Here is a 19,393-nt window from a genome sequence, read left to right as displayed (position 1 = left end):
TTATGGCATCTCTTAGCATAAGAAATCCGCCATACGTCCGACTTTGAAACAGCCCTCACTTTTTTAATTCATCCTGATAGTAGCGTTTTGTAAGCCATGTTCTGTACTTCTGTGATTACAGGATCACACAAAAGTGGTAATTATCTATCTGCACATAACGGTGAAGCTATGTACCTCGTCCCTCGTTGTTATTCCTCGGGAAAAGTGCCCCTACCAATATTTGGGTTTCTCGCTCGTGGGGTTTACCTCGTTCCACTTCCACCATTTCTGATGAAACTTCGTCACTGTGGCACTTTCAAGGTTCGAACACCATATCCGAAGACTTAGGTGGGTCACCTGCCGTCAAACCGGTAAACCGGAGTGCCCTGGCTTATTGTTTCACCAGGCACGATCACTACGGGCAATTTCAGCGCCGTGCGAGCATGGACTTTCCTCTGTTTTCATAGGGAAAACAGCAATTACCCAAACGCTACCTCAATCATTCTATCACGTTTATTGGTTGTCGTCTAGCTTATTCCCAAAAACATGTTTTTCGAGATTGCTTAGTCGTTTTAGAATATCGAAATTAGTCGTTCCAGCAGGTTGCGTTGTTTGTTGAAAACTCGGTGCAACCACTGCTTTCGGAGCATCTTCTAATTCAGCACGTAGACGCAAATTCTCTTGTTGTAGAGCCTCAATTTCTTGTGAAAAAGTACTATAATCATTAATGACTTTATCTAGAAATTCATCTACATCTTCAGGATTATAACCACGAAGACCTGTTTTAAATTCTTTTTCTAAAATCTCTTTACCTGTCAAATTATATTCGAATTGTTCAGAAGCCATTTAACTTCACCTCTATATCTAGTTTCTGTATGCCAACGTAAACCCAGCGTGTCGCCAAATACTCATCTTCGTCGTTAAAAGTTCCGTTCCAATGCTCACATACACTAGTATGCTCCGCGTTGGTACTCGCTTTCCCCTAGAATCTAAGCATTTGGCAACACGCTGAGGGCTGGCAAATACTCATCTTCGTCGTTAAAAGTTCCGTTCCAATGCTCACATATGCTAGTATGCTCCGCGTTGGTACTCGCTTTTCCCTAGAATCTAAGCATTTGTCAGCGCGCTGGGTTTGGAGCTATGAATCAAATATTGTAAAAATATTCATCACCTACGTTACATACCTCTATTTTTTCAAAGTTCGGCTCATTTGTCAATTTATAATCCTTCGTTTGCTAAAAAAAGGACATTAAAAATCGGCGTTCAGTGAATCCACAACTTCTTGTAACTCATAAAAATCGATCATGAAAATTGGATAATCACCATTCTCCGCGTATATCTTTGCTTTTTCATAGAAAAACTTAGGGGCGCCTTCTCGCTCCGTATCATATACAAGCAATGTCCCGTCCGTGTGATCTAGCACGAATTGGTCCTTTAATTGAAACTGCCGCGGATTCTCATACTCCCGTTTCGTCACAGCCGACACGTAGTCCGCTACACCAACAATCTCATTGTACCACAGCTGATTGCCCTCGTTCCAATTACTCTCCTGATTCAAAAAAGGCGTCAAAATCGCTAATTTCAACGCATACTCCTCTTTTTTCAGCTCCGCCACCACTTCACCAGCCCAAAGTTCCACGCCCATCTGCCCCGAAATAATCACCCACTCCAAGCCATCGTCCATGAGCCCAATCAGCCGTCGCTTGATCGCTTCCTTGATAAATCCAGCTTCTGGCGCGTCTCGCTTAAAAATGCCCAATTCAAAATTCTTATAACCCGAAACAAAAATCGATTTCATGGCGCCTTCTCCAACACGCGTTTCAACGTATATTCCACCGACTGATAATGATCATTGAAATGCTTATAAAATGATTTCCCATTAAAAGCACTGACCGCGATCATCTGAATATTATCTGCCACTTGTTGCAACTGCGCCTGCCCAAGGTATGTGGGGCGCGCCGTATTCACCCACGGAATCACAAGTGCTAGCCACGCATCACACGTCTCTTTGACCCCATCCACGAACGGCTTCATATCTTCATAAAAATCAAACGTCTGCTGCTCTGCTCGATTCGCTAAGTAAAGCTCCCAAATCGCCTCATTATGATGTAGCATTTCTATCGTTATATCCTTCATTTCACTCATAAAAAACCAATTCCTTCTATATAAAAGTATGAGAACAGCATACCATATTTGATGGCAATCTCCTACTTTTCTAATGAGTAACGTATTAAAAATCACAGTGAAATCCCTGAAATGAAAAAAATATTGAGTTTTTTCTACAGCACAGAATCCAATGCGAAGGTACGTTCTATCTTGGTTTTCGCCGATTTCCCAAATTATCACAACACCCTTATAGGCAGATTTCCCCTATCATTTTCATTTAAATTTGTTATAATAGGTGTTAGTCCAAATTAAGAATGGCTAGTTCTGCCGTTCTATCGATTTAAAAGAGGTGAATGACAGATGGCCATACGATATCCTAATGGAAAAAAGTATCAGCCGAATACACCTGCCGCCTCCACCGCACAAAAAAAGACAGTCTCTTACGGAAAACGCGGCATGTCACTCGAGCAAGATCTCAATGACACGAATGCCTACTATTTAACCCATGGGCTTGCCGTCATCCACAAGAAACCTACCCCTGTGCAAATCGTTGGTGTTGATTATCCAAAAAGAAGTAGTGCAAAAATAAAGGAAGCCTACTTCAAAACACCATCAACCACGGACTATAACGGTGTTTATCAAGGAAAGTATATTGACTTTGAAGCAAAGGAGACCAAAAATACAAGCTCATTTCCTCTTAGTAACTTTCATCAACATCAGTTAACACATATGGAAGGCGTCCTGAAACAAGACGGTATCGTTTTTGTTATCATCGCTTTTCAAACACTTGGAGAGGTCTATCTCATGCCCTTTGAACATTTCCAGCCATTTTGGCAACGAATGCTCGACGGCGGAAGAAAATCAGTAACCCTGCAAGAGTTAAAACACGTAGCAGACCAAATTCCTTATGGTCTAAATCCGAGGCTAGACTACTTAAACATCATTAGAAAACATTATTTCTAAGTTCAGTCGCCCCTCAACATTAAAGGAGAGAAATTTTCTATGGCAGATAAACCGCAGACAAGATCTCAGTACCGCAATAGCCAAGCAAAACAACCTGAGACAAATAAACCAACTGGGAAAGGCAAACGTATCACTGGGAATGTTTTTAAAGTGGTATTCTTCACCGCACTCTTTCTCGCATTTGCAGGCATTGCTGGTGGCGCAACCGCATTTTATTCGTATGCAAAAGAAGCGCCCAAACTGACAGATTCAAAATTGCGTGACCCTCTTTCATCTAAGATTTTAGATAAAAATGGAGACGTCTATGCAGAAATCGGTAAAGAACGCCGGGAATATATTGAGTATAAAGATATCCCAAAACAGCTAGAAAACGCAGTTCTATCAACGGAAGATTCCCGTTTTTACGAGCATAATGGAATGGATCCGATACGACTTGCGAGCGCTGCTGTCGGTAATATTACGGGTGGATTTGGTTCCCAAGGGGCCAGTACCTTGACGCAGCAGATCATTAAGATGTCTTACCTCGATTACACAAACAAAACACTAGATCGTAAAGCGCAAGAAGCGTGGATGGCTGTACAACTGGAACAAAAATACAGCAAACACGAACTTCTAGAAATTTACATCAATAAAGTTTACTTATCCGATGGTATCCACGGTATGGAAACAGCCGCCGAGCATTACTATGGCAAAAAACTAAAAGATTTGAATTTGGCACAAACAGCCCTAATCGCTGGTATGCCTCAAAGTCCCAACCGTTTTAACCCATTTGAAAATCCTGATTTAGCGAAAAAACGTCGCGATATCGTGTTAACCTTAATGTACAACAACGATAAAATCTCGAAATCAGAAATGGAAGCTGCCCAATCGGTAGCCATTGCGGACGGTTTAGTGGATGAAGCAACACGTAAACAAAAAACATACGCATATGATACGTATGTCGATCAAGTTATCGATGAGATTGGTGACAAATACAATCCATTTACAGACGGTTTAACAATCTATACCGCGCTTGATCCAAGTGCCCAAAAGTACACGGAAAAAATGTTGAATACAAATGAAATCATCAATTATCCAGACGCGAAATTCCAAGCTGGAGTTGTTGTTATGGATACGGAAACTGGTCGTGTGCAAGCCCTCGGTGGTGGACGCGATACTGGCGAAAAGAAAGTATCACGCGGACTTAATCGTGCTACCGATATTAAACGCCAACCTGGTTCCACTATGAAACCTATTTTAGGCTATGCACCAGCTATTGAATACCTAGATTGGTCAACAGCACATATTTTCAATGATGCTCCTTATCAGTATTCAAGTGGTCAGGAATTGCGAAATTATGATTCTGGTTATCTTGGGGAAATTTCGATGCGTCATGCGCTTTATTCCTCTCGTAATATTCCTGCCGTAAAAGCTTCCAAAGAGGTAGGTTATGATCGCGCGAAAGATTTTGCGAATAATCTTGGTTTGAACTATAAAGAGGTGTACGAATCAACAGTAATTGGTAGTGGTGAAGCTTCCCCGATTCAGATGGCTGGAGCATATGCAGCATTTGGTAATGGTGGCGTCTATAACAAACCTCATACCGTTACAAAGATTCTACTTTCAGATGGCGAAACAGAAGTAAACATGGAACCTGAATCTGTTGTAGCAATGAAAGCGTCCACTGCCTACATGATTAGCGATATGTTAAAAGACGTTCTAACAAAGGGTACTGGTACTCGAGCAAACATCCCTGGCTGGAATATTGCTGCTAAGACTGGTACAACTAACTACGATGAGAGCATTCGTATCAAAAATGGCATTCCAAGTGACGGCACACCCGATTCATGGTTTGTCGGCTACTCTCCTCGTTACACGGTATCCATTTGGACTGGTTATGACGAGCCAAACAAGAATTATCTATCACCAAGCGAAACTCGTATCGCAGCGTATATGTTCAAAGCAACAATGGAACATCTCGTTTCTGGCGAGAAAAACCCAGACTTCAAAAAACCTAGCAACGTGAATGAGATTCCAATTATCGTTGGAAGTAACCCAATCACACGTGCAGGATCTGGCGCAAGTGGTGGAAATATCTCGTATGAATTATTCTTAGACGGTACTATCCCAACCAAATCAGCCGCTGAGAAGAAAACCGAAACCGAAACAAAAACAGATGACGAAAAAGCAGCTGAAAAAGAAGCGGCTAAAAAGGCTGCCGAAGAAAAAGCGAAAAAAGATAAAGAACAATCTGAGTCTGATAAACTAAAACAACAACAAAAGGAACAGGAAGAAGCAGCTAAGAAAGCGGCTGAAGAAGCTGAACAAACGGCATTACAAGCACCAGGTGGCTTAAATGGCTCTTATAATGCCGCTAACAAAACGATTTCAGCAAGTTGGGCATCCAATGGACCTGGCGTCACCTATGATGTCAGCGTCAACGGACAAACCCAAAACTACGGTACAACATCCATTAATGTGAGTGGTGGCTCACCTGGATCGAGTGTTGTCATTATGGTAGTTCCAGTAAAAGATGGTAAACGTGGCTCACCAGCGACAACAACCGTTACTATTCCACCTGAGCAAACGCAGCAAGAAACACCAGCTACGGATGGTACTGGTACGAACAGCACACAAAACACCACACCACCACCAGCCAACTAGAATAGAATGCGACCACTCTGCAATAGGCAGAGTGGTTTTTTTATGTACGACAAAAAAAACGCATCCCAATTTGAAATGCGTTTCTTTGTCAGGTCAGCCCTTTTAGCACTAACTTTCTTTGCTCTTGCACTAATTCATTCAACTGCTTAAAAGCTGGATATGTCTCTGATTTTCCCATAATAAAAGCTAACCGTTCTTGCAAATTCATTGGAATAAGTTCTAACGTCTCGATATGCTTATCCAATTCATTTAACTGGACAGGCCTTCTATTACTCCAAAAAAGCATCGAAAGGTAAATGCCTAGCCCGTCACGAATAATCGATATATCAGGCTCCTCACGCAATTTAAAAGAGGCATCTAACTCTTGCGCAATATTACGCCACTGCTTTGCCATGCGCCTGCACGCTTGCTCTGGATCCGTGTGCCACGGCATCTCTCCTCGCCCACGTGTATAAAAAAGTTGTTCTTGCCAAAATGGTAAACCAGTCACAAAAATCGATGCCTCGTCTATTTCCTCCACAGCAACATGTGGTGTTCTAAATAAAGGATGTTCCAATTCTTTCGCATATTGAAAATCAGCCATCAAAACCTCTCGCTTTCGCTTGTTTTTTACCTTCTCGGCAAAGGTATAGGAGCGGACATCTCGCACATTCTGGTGTTCTAGCCTTGCAATGATAGCGCCCAAAGAAAATCATATCATGATGCGCGTCTGACCACATCTCTTTTGGAAGTTTTCGCATCAATGTATTTTCAACTTCGGTCACAGAATCTTTCCATCGACAAATACCTAATCGCTTAGAAACACGTTCGACATGCGTATCAACAGCAATTGCCGGGACTCCAAAACCAACAGAAAGCACCACATTGGCAGTCTTTCTTCCAACACCAGGTAGACTCTCTAACTCTGCGTGCGTTGCCGGTACCTCTCCATCAAACTCATCTAGGATTTTTTGAGACAAGGCTTGGATATTCTTCGCTTTATTCCGGTATAACCCGATGGACCGAATATCATTTTCCAGCTCCTCCACAGGCACCTTCATATAATCTTCTGGCCCGTGGTATTTCTCAAAAAGTGATGCGGTGACGCGGTTAACCAAAATATCAGTACACTGCGCAGAAAGTACAACAGCTACCAGCAGTTCAAACGTATTCTTATGCTCGAGTTCACAGTGGGCGCTCGGGAACATCTCCGCCATTGTCTCGATGCACATCACGGTTTCTTTATTCGTTAACATGTGTTCACCCTTTTCTCTTATCTAGCCAATCATAGAGCGGAATCGAATTCTCACTTTTCTTTACCCTCGTCACATTGCCCTTCTCAGCAGTACTTCCTGCCACCTGTTCATGAAAAGCAGCGGAAGCCATGCGTGCCTGCTCCGGCGTTTTGATGTTTTTGCGATTCCAATTGAGTAAAATCCGGTCCATATAGCGAAAACTTAATTTTTGAGAGAGTACTGCTTCCTTCAAAGCCTCCCGAATGAGCTCCGGACTATTATGATCTTGATCCACCCAAGCAGACAACATTTCTGCTTCCATCGGAGACAACGGGCGCCCAAACTCCTGCTCAAACTGCGAATATAAACTCATTTGTTCCGTCTCACGCGACACCATTTTTTGCTCTTGATGTAGGTTCTCGAAAAAGACCATCAGCTTCTCCCAAAGTGGATCAAGCGCGTAACTCTCCGTGTAAACCCGCTCGCCTTCGTTCACTTGCTTAATCATAATCAGCTTTTTGTTAACAAGTGCCTGAATGATTCGAAAAGCTTGTTCCGTGCTAAGTGTTGTTCGCCCGGCGATTTCTTCCATCGATGGAAAGTAGACTCCTTTTTCAAGAAAGGACTGTAACTGTAAAACAACGACAAATTCTTGCTCATTCATTCCGATTTTGGCGTAGTTCTCCACTAATACTTGCGGCAATGTCACATTCCCCGCCTCTAACCATTTTTGCATTATTTTATTATCCATCATGAAACACCTCATTAGAAATTATACCATGAAAAACAAGGGAAACGTGATGAAAAAACCTTTTTGGGAGAGTTTTTATGTTTTTGGCTATAGAAAAACAGCCAGTACACCGCAAAAAATGAATTTTGTGGGGACTGGCTGTTCTTTAAAACCGTAGTGAAATTTAACCTAAGCTAATTTGATTCGTCCTTCATTACGGATACAATCGATTCAACAGTCTTGGGAAAGGAATCGTTTCACGAACGTGTTCTGTTCCTGAAATCCATGCAACTGTACGTTCTAGACCAAGTCCGAAACCTGAATGCGGTACAGAACCATAGCGAGCTAAGTCTAAATACCAGCTGTACGCTTCTAAATCTAAATCAAATTCTTTCATGCGTGCTTCTAAAATCGCTAGTTCATGAATACGTTCCGATCCACCGATAATTTCACCATATCCTTCTGGTGCAATCAAATCGGCACATAGTACGACTTCACTGTTATTCGGATCTTCTGGCATATAAAACGGTTTAATTGCTTTTGGATAATGTGTAATGAAAACTGGTTTCTCAAAATTATCCGCAATCGCTGTTTCATGAGGTGCTCCGAAATCGTCGCCCCATTCGATATCCTCAAAACCTAATTTCTTAAGTAATGTAATTGCCTCTGTATAGGTGATTCGTGGGAACGGTGCAACCATTTTCTCTAAATGAGAGATGTCACGGCCTAAGCGATCCAACTCTAGACGACAATTCTTGAGTACAGCAGCGACAAGGAATGCCACGTAATTTTCCTGTACTTTTAAGCTGTCTTCTAACTTATAAAATGCCATTTCGGGCTCAATCATCCAGAATTCAATTAAATGACGGCGTGTTTTTGATTTTTCTGCACGGAAAGTTGGTCCGAATGAGAATACCTTGCCAAACGCCATCGCTGCAGCTTCCATATATAGCTGACCACTTTGTGACAAAAAGGCATCTTCTTCAAAATATTTCGTGTGGAAAAGCTCCGTTGTCCCCTCTGGCGCGCTACCAGTCAAAATCGGTGGATCAATTTTTAAGAAGCCTTCTTCGTTAAAGAATTCATATGTCGCGCGAATAATTTCGTTACGAATCTTCATAATCGCGTGTTGACGATTAGAACGCAACCATAAATGACGATGATCCATCAGAAATTCCGTTCCATGTTCCTTCGGCGTAATTGGGTAATCAACGGATTCACTGACAACTTCAATTCCAGTTACAGCCATTTCATAGCCAAACGGGGACCGCGTATCTTCGTGAATCGTCCCAGTGACATAAAGACTGGTTTCTTGAGACATACCTTTTGCCGTTTGGAAAAGCTCTTCGCCTACTTCCTCTTTCACAACAACACCTTGCACAAAGCCTGTCCCATCTCGTAATTGCAAGAAGGCGATCTTACCACTCGAGCGTTTATTGCTGAGCCATCCACCAATCTTCACTTCTTTATCCACATGTTTTGCTGCTTGATTAATCGTAATTTGCATGTTTACACTCCCTAATTTTTCATAAAATCTTTCATTCGGTCAAGCGCTTGTTCGAACAAGGCTGGGTCTGTCGCGTACGATATCCGTATATAATCTGGCATACCAAAACCTGAGCCTGGAACAACCGCGACAAAAGCATCATCTAACAAACTCTTTGCAAAAGCATCCACATCTGCAAAGCTTTTCATACGCGCGGCCTCTGCTACATCAATGAAGAAGTAGAAAGCGCCACTTGGTTTCTTCGGTCTAAATCCAGGAATAGATTCTAAAACTGGATAAAACCGCTCCATCCGCTCTTCAAAAGCTTTATACATGCTCTCAGGAACCGCTTGATCCCCATTATAAGCTTCAACAGCGCCATACTGAGCGTTTGCTGTCGGATTACTCGTCATATGATCGGCAAGCCTTCCCATACTCGCAATAATCGGTTCAGCCGCAGCCGCATAGCCAATGCGCCAACCAGTCATCGCATACGCTTTTGAAACGCCGTTAATCACGATTGTCCATTGATATAACGCATCGCTTAAAGAAGCAATCGAAACGAGGTCTTTTTTGTCCCCATAATACAGCTTCTCATAAATTTCATCCGAAACGATATAAATACCATGCTTCTCCGCCACGTGTCCAATCGCAACCAGTTCCGCTTTAGAATAAGTCATCCCCGTCGGATTGTTTGGCGAATTAAGCACGATAGCTCGCGTTTTTGGCGTCACAGCCTTTTCAAAATCAGCGGCTGTGATTTTAAAATCCGCATCAAAACCGGTCTCTACAAAAATTGGCACACCGCCAGCAAGTTTAATTTGCTCCGGATAAGTCACCCAGTAAGGTACAGGTACAATGACTTCATCACCAGGGTTCAGAATCGCTTGAAAAGCACAGTATAGCACATGTTTTGCTCCAGTTCCCACAAAAATCTGATTTGGCTTGTAGGCTAAATTCTGATCTTGTTGCAACTTCCCAATAATGGCTTGCTTTAATTCTGGTATTCCCGTTGTTGCTGTATACTTGGTATATCCTTTGTTCATTGAATCGACAGCAGCATCAATGATGTTTTGTGGCGTATTGAAATCTGGTTCCCCAGCTCCAAGCCCAATAACATCAATTCCAGCCTGCTTCATTTCTCTTGCTTTTGCCGTAATCGCAAGTGTTGGCGATGCAGCAATTTCTTGGACACGTTTCGATAGCGGTAGGTCCATGCACGTTCCCTCCTAAATTTTAAAAAGTCTTATAAATTCTCAATTGCTCGGTACCATTCGCCTGTTTCAAAATCCAAATCATAATAATTTAAGTTATTATCCTTATCCAAATAGGAAACTTCCCAAATTGGTACGCCTTTATCCATACCAAGTGTCACATTCAGAATCTTAACGGGATTCTTTTCCTGTTTCACTTTAGCAATTGCCTCATCTTTAGAAATACCATCTTTTGCATACTTGACGACTACTGTCCCTTTCTTGCTTTTAGGAACCCAGACAATAATTTCTTTCTTTTTACTATTCGTACCTGTAAGCACGTAATACACACCATTTGAACCATTGTACAAATAAAAATCCTTTTGCTCTTTCAAATCTACTTTACCGCCAATGCGTGCGAGTGCCGTCTCTTCATCTGCGCGAACCGGCTTCTGGGCGCTGTAGAAAAAGGTGAAGAACCCTGCTATCACAACGACAAGAACGGTAACACTAATCCAAATCCACTTCCAGTAACTTTTTCGATTACTTTTTCGCAACATATCTACTCTCATTTCTATTAGCTTTACGCTGTTGTCGCCAATTTCAGGCATAGGTTTATTATAGCAATACCATCACGATATTTGAAGCAAAAAAAACAGTTATTCAAAAAATTTCTTCACTTCCTCCAATAATTCCAGTTCTCGCCCTTTCACAATAGGTACCTCAGGAATCGAGTTCAAGAATGCTTTCCCAAAATTAGTTGTATCCATACGATTATCAAAAACAAACACAATCCCACGATCCGTTTCCCGCCGAATTAGTCTTCCAAAGCCTTGTTTAAAGCGAAGAACAGCCTCCGGTAACGAATAGGTTTGGAATGCATTTAGTCCCATTTTTTTACGCAAAGCAATCTGGGCTTTCGTATATGGATCCTCAAGCGGTGCAAATGGTAAACGCACAATAACCAAACACGATAAATCATCGCCTGGAATATCGACTCCTTCCCAAAAACTCATCGTTCCGAGTAAAATAGCTTTATCAAAGGCGAGGAATTGTTTCGTTAATCGTGCTGGACTGCCTGATGATACACCTTGCGCTAAAATCCGATATTCCGCGATAGATGCATCCTGATTCATTTTGCGGTATGTTTTTTGTAACATATCATGCGCTGTAAAAAGGACAAGCATCCGACCCGATGTTTCTTTTGCAATCGCGCTGAGATACGCGGCTAACTTGCTCGTATATTCCTCCACAGGCGTTCCTTTGACCGGCAACATGTCAGAGGGAATGAGAATTCGCGCATTTTCTCCATAATCGAATGGCGACTTAATCTGTTTGGTCTTAGTAGCTGCGTCCAAGCCTAATTCAGCCCGAATGTAAGCAAAAGAATCATCTACCGTAAGCGTTGCAGATGTCAGAACAACTGATTTTTTAGTATCAAAAAAGTCCTTCTGCAACGTATGATTTACCTGTACAATATCCGCTCTGAGGCGCACGCTACTAAGCGCCTTATTTCGATCTGCTTCGATATAAAGCATCATCGCCTCTTCTTTCTCGTAAAGCATTCGAGATAATTGGCTCTCCGCACGCTTCCAATCTAGCACAAACGAATAAACTTCTTCTAAAAATACCGATTCTCCTTCACTAAAGTTCTCCGCCTCACGCTTCCCATATTCTAAGACAAACTCAAGCGTCGAACTCACTTCACGCATCAATAATAGTACCTTCTCACCAGCGAAAAAAAGAGCTGCGTCTAACTTTTCATCGATGACATTCTCAACCAATATTAACTCCGTAGTATTCTTACTTGCTCTCAGTAGCTTCTGTGCCAGCAATAAAAATAGATTCTCCAGCGCCTCTTCTAGCTTTATGATAGCAATCTCAATATCAAAAAGCTGGTGTTGCTCAGGAAACATAAGCTCTAAGCGTTGTAACATCGCTTCTTTTCCTAATGTTCCTAACCGATTGATGAAAAATTTCATCCTACGATAAGAAAAAACAAAACTCTGTTGTGCTCGCGCGGCATCCGTGAAATGGTGCGCCTCATCGATTACGGCATATTCATAATCAGGCAGCCATTTCCCACCACCAAAATGATCTTGTAGAAGTAACGCATGGTTCACAATAATTAGGTCTGCCGCTTTGGCCTGCTTTTGATTAAACAAATAAAAATCATGGACAAGCCACGGATCTTTTTGCGGAGAAAGGAACCATCCCGTGTGTTTCATTCGATTCCAGAAAAGCTGGCCACCACCAGATAAGTTGACTTCATCAATATCCCCCGTCGTTGTTTCCGTCAACCATACAAGTATCTGCATTTTCGTTAAAACAACATCATAGGTTTTATCAACTTCCGATAGTAATTGTTCAAATTTAAACAAATTGATATAATGCTCTCTGCCCTTTAATACAACAGCCTGTATATCAAAATCCGTCAGTTCGGCAAGTAGCGGAATATCCTTATGAAATATTTGAGACTGCAAAAGGTTCGTATATGTACTAATCACGATTGGAATTTGGTGTTCCTTCGCAAAATAAATTGCTGGTAAAGAATAGCCTAATGTTTTTCCAATCCCGGTTCCTGCCTCAATAAGCGTATTTTCCTGTTTCTCCCACGATGCCATAACCGTATCCATCATGATAAATTGACCAGCTCGAGGTATTAAAGTCTCATCTGTTGCCTTAAAAAGCGTCGTTTTCTCTTCATCCGTCTCGGGATATCGTCTGGTATCTGCACGACTATATTGCACTTCTTGTAAGTTTTTTTTGCGAATCACGAGTCCCCTATATTCCGTCCATTTCGTATCTAGCATTGCCAACTCTCGCTCTTTACGCATCTCTATCTCAAAAAGTAACTCTGCAAGATATCCGGTCAAATGCTGCGAAAGCGTCGTTAGTTTACGAATAGTCGCAAGCGGTAATGTCTCCAATTTTTCAAGAAAAAGCAACATCAATTCAGCCGTCACACGTGCATCACTATCTGCCCGGTGAGGAGAATCGTGACCTAGCCCAAACTCATCCGCTAAGTCCTGCAATTTAAAACTATCCACCGTTGGATACATAATACGCGCGAGCTCCACTGTATCAAGAAGCTTCATTTTGAGTGGCACTTCACCAGCTTCATGCATTTCTTTTTGTAAGAAGGTCCAGTCAAAACTCACATTATGCGCCACAAAAATCCCACCATCAATTAGCGAATGGATGATAGACGATACATCTTCAAATAATGGCGCATCCTTCACATCTTTTTCAGATATTCCTGTTAGTTCTTTAATAAAAGGAGGAATCCGCTTCTCTGGATTTAGGAAAGTAGAGAACTGATCTATAATCTCACCATCCTCCACAATACACGCCGAAAATTGAATAATTTTATCCGCCTTATTCGCTTGGTTTCCCGTAGTCTCCAAATCCACGACGATATATCTTTTATTTTTCACGATTATCCCCCCTTTACTAAAATCGGGAAGCTAGATTCGAAACCTAGCTTCCTCCTCATATCACAGTGTTGTTTGTGCTTTTTCTTCTGGCAAAGTCTGGACAATACGATTCGCCTCATTTAGAACTACTATTTTAGGCTGGTGATTCACAATCTCTTCTTCCGAAAAAATACCATAGGCCATAATAATAATCGTATCACCCACCTGCGTCATTCTTGCTGCCGCACCGTTCAAACAAATAATACCACTATTTCGCTCTCCAGGGATAATATAAGTCTCCAAACGAGCGCCGTTATTATTATTTACAATCTGTACCTTCTCATTTGGCAACATATTTACCGCTTCTAACAACGCCTCGTCAATCGTTATACTACCAACATACTGGAGGTTGGCTTCCGTTACTGTAGCTCGGTGAATTTTGCCATGCATCATAGAACGCATCATGTCATGCACCTCCTATGATTTCATTATCAATTAATCTAGCTTTCGAATACTGCACACAAATCGCAATAATAATAGGCTTTTCCCAATCTTCAACCGGTTCAAACGAAGGATACTGATACATATCCAGATAAACAATTTTTTCATGTGTTTTTTTCTGATTCACAATTGCTCGAATATTAGCCAACACTCTCGTCTTATCCTTCTCCTTCACTTCCATTCGAGCTCTGCGCAACGCCATATGAATCACCGGTGCATCCGCACGCTCCTGCTCTGTCAAATACACATTACGCGAACTTTTAGCTAGCCCATCCTGTTCTCTAACAGTCGGAATCACCCGAACCTTTAATGGCAAAAAGTAATCTGCGACAAATCCTTGTACTACAGCTACTTGCTGCGCATCTTTCTGACCAAAATAGGCGCCATCAGGTTGAACAAGATGAAATAATTTCGCTAACACTGTCAAAACACCATCAAAATGTCCTTCTCGAGTCGCTCCATCTAGTACCGAAACTCGCTTTTGCGCGTGAATTGTTGCTGTTAAACTTTCCGGATACATCGTTTCGACAGATGGCAAAAATAAAATATCTATGCCATTTTGCTCTGCAAGTGATGTATCACGAGCCTCATCGCGAGGATAACTTTCAAAGTCTTCATTTGGTCCAAACTGTGTCGGATTCACAAATATACTCATAACCACGATATCATTTTCTGCCTTAGCTGCTTTCACAAGTGCCATATGACCTTCATGCAAAAATCCCATCGTCGGCACAAAACCAATCGTTTTCCGTTCTTTCTTACTGGATGCAACGACTGCTCGTAAAGCCTCTATATTACGTATAATTTTCATGTCATTCGCCCCCATAAAGACCTTTCAATGTTTCTTCACTCATCGTAAAGGTATGCTCTAGAGCTGGGAAGTTTCCCAATTTCACATCATGAACATAGGCTGATAAAGCAGTATCAATCACTCTATCTACATCCGCATAAATCTTTACAAACTTAGCCACCCGATCCGTTCCATATTGAATCACATCATGATACACAAGCACTTGACCATCCGTATCAACCCCAGCGCCAATACCAATCGTTGGAATCGTAACAGCCAACGTTACTTCTTTTGCAAGCTGCCTTGGAATAGCTTCTAAAACGAGCGCAATCGCACCTGCTGCCTCCGCTTCTTTCGCCTGTCTCAACAAATCCTGTGCTGCTTCTTTTGACTTCGCTTGGACTTTGTAACTACCCGTTAAACCCACCGTTTGGGGCGTCAATCCAAGATGCGCCACAACAGCAACCCCGCCAGCGCTTAAATGCCTGATTTTAGTGAATACATCATCCGCACCTTCTAATTTCAGCGCATTCGCCCCAGTTTCCTGAATTATTTGCCTTGCATTTCGAATCGTTTCCTCTATCGAACCATGGTAACTTAAAAATGGCATATCCGTAACGATAAACGTGTCCGGGGCACCGCGTCGCACAGCTTTCGTATGATGAATCATATCAGCAATCGTCACTGGAATCGTGGAATCGTATCCTAAAACAACCATTCCTAACGAATCTCCCACAAGAATCATGTCGACTTCCGCCTTCTCGGCATTCTTTGCTGACGGATAATCATAAGCTGTTAACATCGTCATTTTCTCCTGATCTTCTTTCATCTTAAAAAAATCAACAGGTTTTTTCATTTCAATCGGCTCCTCTTGTCTCTGTCCGTATCGGATCAAAGCAAAGTATTTTTCTTCAAAGAAAACATGTGCCGTTCTTATTAAGATACAGCCAGTAGTTGCTTTCCTCCTTGTTATAGTAACACATTTCAAGCTGTTTCGAAAGTTCTTAAACTGACTATAATTGACAGCATTAGAAAGAAAAGCGCATGCCTACCGAAATACTTCGTGACATACGCCTACCCCTTTATTTACTGTATTTTTCAAACCAAGCTTTCAGCGCGGTTTTATCGTCATTTCCATCATATCGTGCTACTTCTTTACCATCCTCCAAATAGAAAATAACTGGAACTGTCTTTACCTTCATATCTTGTAAAAATGTTTTTGTCTCATCTTCCGCTTTCTCTCGTGCAGCATCTGTATCAAAATAAGCTAAGCGCATCTTCTGGTCCTTCAAAACACTATCCAAGGTTGGTTGAAAAGCTTGGCAATCTGGGCAAGTTGGCCTACCAATATAGACAAAACCACTTTCTTTATTGTCCAATTTCGCTTGAAATTCTGCTAATGTTATCTTATCCAGCTGCTTACTATCTTCTGCCTTTTCATTGCCACATGCCGCAAGCACTAAAAAAACACCCAACATTCCTAAAAATAATAATTTCTTCATCAATTCAAATCTCCTCTTTTTTATATCGGTAAAATCAGATGAATATCCAGCGGTTCCAGCTCAAATAAATAGATATCTGGTGGATTAGCTAATTCTGCACCTAACCTTAAGTAAAAGTCTACCGTGTTACGAACGGGTGTCGCCGAAATATATAGTTCTTTTCCACCGAGTTCTGTTGCCTCTTGCGAAATAATATCAATAAGCCGCCGACCGAGCCCTTTCGCGCGATAATCATGACTAATATATAACATGTCCAGCTTCATCGTCTTACCATCAATAAGATAGCTTTCCAGTGAAACTAGCCCAACTAGAACATTTTCCTCATACGCACCAATAATAATACCATCTCGGTCAAAAAGCGATTCTAGTCGTTGCACATAAATCGTCAATTCACTCTCAAGCCAACCTTCAATATCATAGTATTCCTTCACTAATTGTAACGTTTGATTGCGAACGTAGTAAACTTCTCCAACAAATTCCTTGCGATCAATATCCTTCAACTGGGACAATTCATCCCGAACCAACCATTTAAACTCCATCGGTCAACTCTCCTTTTCAGCGGTTTTTCTTAGTATACCTGAGTATCTTCTAAAAGAAAAAACGCTAAAAAGAGATTTTAAAGCCAATTTTTGATGCGTTTAGACGCAACTTTTGCCTTATCTTTATTTTCCTACAGCTTACAAACGTTTTCTAACACAGTATTTCAGCCTAAAAAAAGAATTTACTACCCAAGCAAAATATCTGCTGAATAAATCCGATGCTCTTCTCCTACAGCATCTTGAACGATAAGTACGCCCTCATCTGATATACCTTTTACTGTCCCACGAATCTCGCCTTGGATTGTTTTAGCTACAATTTTTTCACTAAAAGGAATGGCTCTTGCTTCCCAAAACAGCTTAATCGGTGCAAAGCCTTGATCTAAGAATAGCAAATAGTATTTTTCCAACTGAGCGACAATCTCGCCGTATAAGGCACCTCTGGAAATGGGATGTCCTGCTAAAATAGCCAAAGAAGTAGCTTTATCACGCAATTCTTCTGGGAAAAAATCTTGATTCACGTTAATGCCTGTCCCGATAATAATCGCGTTTACCTGTTCTGCCTCTGCCTGCATTTCCGTCAAAACACCGCACACTTTGCGTTTATCAATATAAAGGTCATTCGGCCATTTAATTTGTGGCTCTAAACCAGTGATATTCTCGATAGCCTCTGCAACAGCCAAGGAAGCAATAAAAGTGAACTGCGGAACTTGCTGCATTGGGATTTCTGGTTTTAAAATGGTGCTCATCCAGATTCCTGTTCCTTTTTGTGAATTCCAAGGTCTAGCTAAGCGCCCTTTCCCAGCTGTTTGTTGATCTGCAATAACAACGGTTCCATCGCCTGCACCTTCGCCAACCAGTTGATGTGCAACAATTTGCGTAGATGTCACTTCTGGATAAAATGCTACTTGTTGACCGATAAATTTTGTTCTAGCACGAAAATAAAGCATGTCTTCTGTGAATATTTCTTCGGCTGGTTGAATCGCGTAGCCACTTCCCCGCTTCGCCTCAATCTCAAAACCAGATTTTTTTAACTCCTCTATTTGTTTCCATACGGCTGTCCGGCTACAATTCAGCGCATCCGCAATCTCTTGCCCTGAAACTAGTTCGCCCTCTGCCGCCCGAAATACATCTAATAATTTACGGCGATTCGTTGATAACATGCTTCACCCATCCTTTAATTTCTGACTGTGTATTCGCGACTTCTCCTTCAATGATGGCTTGATCGAGCCTCGCGAGCAACTCTTTTAGCCACGGACCACCTTTTTTATCCACCCATGCCATGATATCATTACCACCCGCCTGAATCTCGCTTCGTGACTGGACAGGAAGCGCCGCTAAACGTTCGTGTAAAGCGGTCCATTCCGTTTCACCCGTTTGAACCAATCGCGCTTTCTCGACTAGAGCTACCGTATGTGATCCCGTTGCAAACAATTCGTAATCGCTCCATACACGCTTGTTCGCTAGATCATACGCTTTTATTACCTCACGAATCAACTTATTCGGCAATTTCCAAGCACGCAAAAAGGCCCCCACATTCTCCGGCATCACCGCTAGCACAACGACAAACCAGATAGTTTCATCATCACTAGCAGCCGCTAAATCCCAAGACTCCAACCTCTGAATCGCAACACTCTGCCCCTCAAAACCTGGTAAATAATGCAACATCTCGAGTTTCTGCACTAATGGTAACGCAACGTTGACCGCTTGGCCTTTCATTAATTTCACAAATTCTACAGCGATTCGTTCCACCGCAATATTTTTCAGAAGGGCGATATTTTGTTGCATGGCCTCATATGTATCTTTTTCAAGCGAAAAATCTAGCTGACTTACAAAACGGACACCGCGCATCATTCGCAGGGCATCTTCGTGAAATCGTTCCCACGCCTTACCAACAGCGCGAATCTGTTTATTTGCCATATCTTGTTGTCCACCAAAAGGATCGATAAATCGGCCATCAAGCCCCATCGCAATCGCATTCATAGTGAAATCGCGACGTTCCAAATCTTTCTCCAATGAACGAATAAATACAACCTCATCTGGACGTCTAAAATCGGCATACGTACCCTCTGTGCGAAACGTTGTAATCTCGTATATTTCTCCCGCCTCCAATACAGAAACAGTGCCATGCTCAATCCCCGTATCAAATGTCCGCATGAAAATCTGCTTCACTTCTTCTGGAAAGGCGCTTGTCGCAATATCAATATCCGCCACCTCACGACCGAGCAACGTGTCTCGTACAGAACCACCTACAAAATAAGCCTCAAAACCAGCCTGTTCTAGTTTTGCTAAAACAGGCACGGCTTTCTTAAAAATTGCTTTCATTCATTAAAA

The 19,393-nt window shown here is 42.0% G+C and carries 19 protein-coding genes and 1 other RNA gene; 2 read left to right on the top strand and 18 right to left on the bottom strand.

Annotated elements, in window-relative coordinates:
- Positions 1-85 precede the first annotated feature (85 nt).
- From rnpB to HPK16_RS01540, 4 genes are all read right to left on the bottom strand, one after another.
- Positions 86-470: RNase P RNA component class B (gene rnpB, locus HPK16_RS01555), an RNA gene on the bottom strand.
- 22 nt (positions 471-492) lie between these two features.
- On the bottom strand, positions 493-825 hold the full coding sequence (gene gpsB, locus HPK16_RS01550; RefSeq protein ID WP_036078358.1) for a cell division regulator GpsB: 333 nt from the start codon (positions 823-825) through the stop codon (positions 493-495).
- Positions 826-1,228: 403 nt separating this feature from the next.
- On the bottom strand, positions 1,229-1,777 hold the full coding sequence (locus tag HPK16_RS01545; protein WP_181675247.1) for an SLOG family protein: 549 nt from the start codon (positions 1,775-1,777) through the stop codon (positions 1,229-1,231).
- On the bottom strand, positions 1,774-2,115 hold the full coding sequence (locus HPK16_RS01540) for a YppE family protein (protein ID WP_425487908.1): 342 nt from the start codon (positions 2,113-2,115) through the stop codon (positions 1,774-1,776). Before HPK16_RS01540 ends, HPK16_RS01545 begins: the two co-directional genes overlap by 4 nt.
- A gap of 330 nt (positions 2,116-2,445) precedes the next feature.
- Between HPK16_RS01540 and recU the strand changes: the two genes are divergently transcribed.
- Both recU and HPK16_RS01530 read left to right on the top strand, forming a co-directional pair.
- Positions 2,446-3,048, top strand: a complete 603-nt coding sequence (gene recU / locus HPK16_RS01535; protein WP_181675245.1) for a Holliday junction resolvase RecU — start codon at positions 2,446-2,448, stop codon at positions 3,046-3,048.
- 39 nt (positions 3,049-3,087) lie between these two features.
- Positions 3,088-5,691 carry a transglycosylase domain-containing protein gene (locus HPK16_RS01530; RefSeq protein ID WP_181675244.1) on the top strand — a complete coding sequence of 868 codons (2,604 nt, stop codon included), beginning with the start codon at positions 3,088-3,090 and terminating at the stop codon, positions 5,689-5,691.
- Positions 5,692-5,779: 88 nt separating this feature from the next.
- Here HPK16_RS01530 and HPK16_RS01525 read toward each other — a convergent pair whose 3' ends face one another.
- The 14 genes from HPK16_RS01525 to HPK16_RS01460 form a co-directional block, all read right to left on the bottom strand.
- Positions 5,780-6,274: a YpoC family protein gene (locus tag HPK16_RS01525; RefSeq protein ID WP_181675243.1), complete on the bottom strand. Its 495-nt coding sequence runs from the start codon at positions 6,272-6,274 to the stop codon at positions 5,780-5,782.
- Positions 6,267-6,926: an endonuclease III gene (gene nth, locus HPK16_RS01520; RefSeq protein ID WP_181675242.1), complete on the bottom strand. Its 660-nt coding sequence runs from the start codon at positions 6,924-6,926 to the stop codon at positions 6,267-6,269. The genes HPK16_RS01525 and nth overlap by 8 nt, the downstream gene beginning before the upstream one ends.
- 4 nt (positions 6,927-6,930) lie before the next feature.
- Positions 6,931-7,656: a DnaD domain-containing protein gene (locus HPK16_RS01515; RefSeq protein WP_181675241.1), complete on the bottom strand. Its 726-nt coding sequence runs from the start codon at positions 7,654-7,656 to the stop codon at positions 6,931-6,933.
- Between the two features lie 193 nt (positions 7,657-7,849).
- Entirely contained in the window at positions 7,850-9,142 is a 1,293-nt protein-coding gene (asnS, locus tag HPK16_RS01510) for an asparagine--tRNA ligase (RefSeq protein WP_181675240.1), read from the bottom strand.
- 11 nt (positions 9,143-9,153) lie between these two features.
- Entirely contained in the window at positions 9,154-10,338 is a 1,185-nt protein-coding gene (locus HPK16_RS01505) for a pyridoxal phosphate-dependent aminotransferase (RefSeq protein WP_181675239.1), read from the bottom strand.
- 29 nt (positions 10,339-10,367) lie between these two features.
- Positions 10,368-10,925: a cell wall elongation regulator TseB-like domain-containing protein gene (locus tag HPK16_RS01500; RefSeq protein ID WP_425487905.1), complete on the bottom strand. Its 558-nt coding sequence runs from the start codon at positions 10,923-10,925 to the stop codon at positions 10,368-10,370.
- Between the two features lie 48 nt (positions 10,926-10,973).
- The gene (dinG, locus tag HPK16_RS01495) at positions 10,974-13,751 is read right to left on the bottom strand and encodes an ATP-dependent DNA helicase DinG (protein ID WP_181675237.1); all 2,778 of its coding nucleotides are present in this window, start codon (positions 13,749-13,751) and stop codon (positions 10,974-10,976) included.
- 60 nt (positions 13,752-13,811) lie between these two features.
- The gene (gene panD / locus HPK16_RS01490) at positions 13,812-14,195 is read right to left on the bottom strand and encodes an aspartate 1-decarboxylase (RefSeq protein WP_181675236.1); all 384 of its coding nucleotides are present in this window, start codon (positions 14,193-14,195) and stop codon (positions 13,812-13,814) included.
- Position 14,196: 1 nt separating this feature from the next.
- On the bottom strand, positions 14,197-15,042 hold the full coding sequence (gene panC, locus HPK16_RS01485) for a pantoate--beta-alanine ligase (protein ID WP_181675235.1): 846 nt from the start codon (positions 15,040-15,042) through the stop codon (positions 14,197-14,199).
- A 1-nt stretch (position 15,043) separates the two neighbouring features.
- The gene (gene panB, locus HPK16_RS01480; protein WP_181675234.1) at positions 15,044-15,877 is read right to left on the bottom strand and encodes a 3-methyl-2-oxobutanoate hydroxymethyltransferase; all 834 of its coding nucleotides are present in this window, start codon (positions 15,875-15,877) and stop codon (positions 15,044-15,046) included.
- Between the two features lie 226 nt (positions 15,878-16,103).
- Positions 16,104-16,523 carry a thioredoxin family protein gene (locus tag HPK16_RS01475; protein ID WP_181675233.1) on the bottom strand — a complete coding sequence of 140 codons (420 nt, stop codon included), beginning with the start codon at positions 16,521-16,523 and terminating at the stop codon, positions 16,104-16,106.
- Between the two features lie 20 nt (positions 16,524-16,543).
- The gene (locus HPK16_RS01470) at positions 16,544-17,062 is read right to left on the bottom strand and encodes a GNAT family N-acetyltransferase (RefSeq protein ID WP_181675232.1); all 519 of its coding nucleotides are present in this window, start codon (positions 17,060-17,062) and stop codon (positions 16,544-16,546) included.
- Positions 17,063-17,247: 185 nt separating this feature from the next.
- Entirely contained in the window at positions 17,248-18,222 is a 975-nt protein-coding gene (locus tag HPK16_RS01465) for a biotin--[acetyl-CoA-carboxylase] ligase (protein ID WP_181675231.1), read from the bottom strand.
- Positions 18,200-19,384: a CCA tRNA nucleotidyltransferase gene (locus tag HPK16_RS01460; protein WP_181675230.1), complete on the bottom strand. Its 1,185-nt coding sequence runs from the start codon at positions 19,382-19,384 to the stop codon at positions 18,200-18,202. Before HPK16_RS01460 ends, HPK16_RS01465 begins: the two co-directional genes overlap by 23 nt.
- Between the last annotated feature and the right edge of the window lie 9 nt (positions 19,385-19,393).

Origin of the sequence: Paenilisteria rustica (assembly GCF_013820765.1) — a bacterium.
Taxonomy (GTDB): Bacteria; Bacillota; Bacilli; order Lactobacillales; family Listeriaceae; genus Listeria_A; species Listeria_A rustica.
This window is presented reverse-complemented; position numbering and strand designations above follow the sequence as displayed.

Bases quoted from the DNA above. Each gene is read 5' to 3' on its own strand.
- gpsB (WP_036078358.1), bottom strand. From the start codon at position 825: ATGGCTTCTGAACAATTCGAATATAATTTGACAGGTAAAGAGATTTTA.
- HPK16_RS01545 (WP_181675247.1), bottom strand. From the start codon at position 1,777: ATGAAATCGATTTTTGTTTCGGGTTATAAGAATTTTGAATTGGGCATT.
- HPK16_RS01540 (WP_425487908.1), bottom strand. From the start codon at position 2,115: ATGAAGGATATAACGATAGAAATGCTACATCATAATGAGGCGATTTGG.
- recU (WP_181675245.1), top strand. From the start codon at position 2,446: ATGGCCATACGATATCCTAATGGAAAAAAGTATCAGCCGAATACACCT.
- HPK16_RS01530 (WP_181675244.1), top strand. From the start codon at position 3,088: ATGGCAGATAAACCGCAGACAAGATCTCAGTACCGCAATAGCCAAGCA.
- HPK16_RS01525 (WP_181675243.1), bottom strand. From the start codon at position 6,274: ATGGCTGATTTTCAATATGCGAAAGAATTGGAACATCCTTTATTTAGA.
- nth (WP_181675242.1), bottom strand. From the start codon at position 6,926: ATGTTAACGAATAAAGAAACCGTGATGTGCATCGAGACAATGGCGGAG.
- HPK16_RS01515 (WP_181675241.1), bottom strand. From the start codon at position 7,656: ATGGATAATAAAATAATGCAAAAATGGTTAGAGGCGGGGAATGTGACA.
- asnS (WP_181675240.1), bottom strand. From the start codon at position 9,142: ATGCAAATTACGATTAATCAAGCAGCAAAACATGTGGATAAAGAAGTG.
- HPK16_RS01505 (WP_181675239.1), bottom strand. From the start codon at position 10,338: ATGGACCTACCGCTATCGAAACGTGTCCAAGAAATTGCTGCATCGCCA.
- HPK16_RS01500 (WP_425487905.1), bottom strand. From the start codon at position 10,925: ATGCCTGAAATTGGCGACAACAGCGTAAAGCTAATAGAAATGAGAGTA.
- panD (WP_181675236.1), bottom strand. From the start codon at position 14,195: ATGATGCGTTCTATGATGCATGGCAAAATTCACCGAGCTACAGTAACG.
- panC (WP_181675235.1), bottom strand. From the start codon at position 15,042: ATGAAAATTATACGTAATATAGAGGCTTTACGAGCAGTCGTTGCATCC.
- panB (WP_181675234.1), bottom strand. From the start codon at position 15,877: ATGAAAAAACCTGTTGATTTTTTTAAGATGAAAGAAGATCAGGAGAAA.
- HPK16_RS01475 (WP_181675233.1), bottom strand. From the start codon at position 16,523: ATGAAGAAATTATTATTTTTAGGAATGTTGGGTGTTTTTTTAGTGCTT.
- HPK16_RS01470 (WP_181675232.1), bottom strand. From the start codon at position 17,062: ATGGAGTTTAAATGGTTGGTTCGGGATGAATTGTCCCAGTTGAAGGAT.
- HPK16_RS01465 (WP_181675231.1), bottom strand. From the start codon at position 18,222: ATGTTATCAACGAATCGCCGTAAATTATTAGATGTATTTCGGGCGGCA.
- HPK16_RS01460 (WP_181675230.1), bottom strand. From the start codon at position 19,384: ATGAAAGCAATTTTTAAGAAAGCCGTGCCTGTTTTAGCAAAACTAGAA.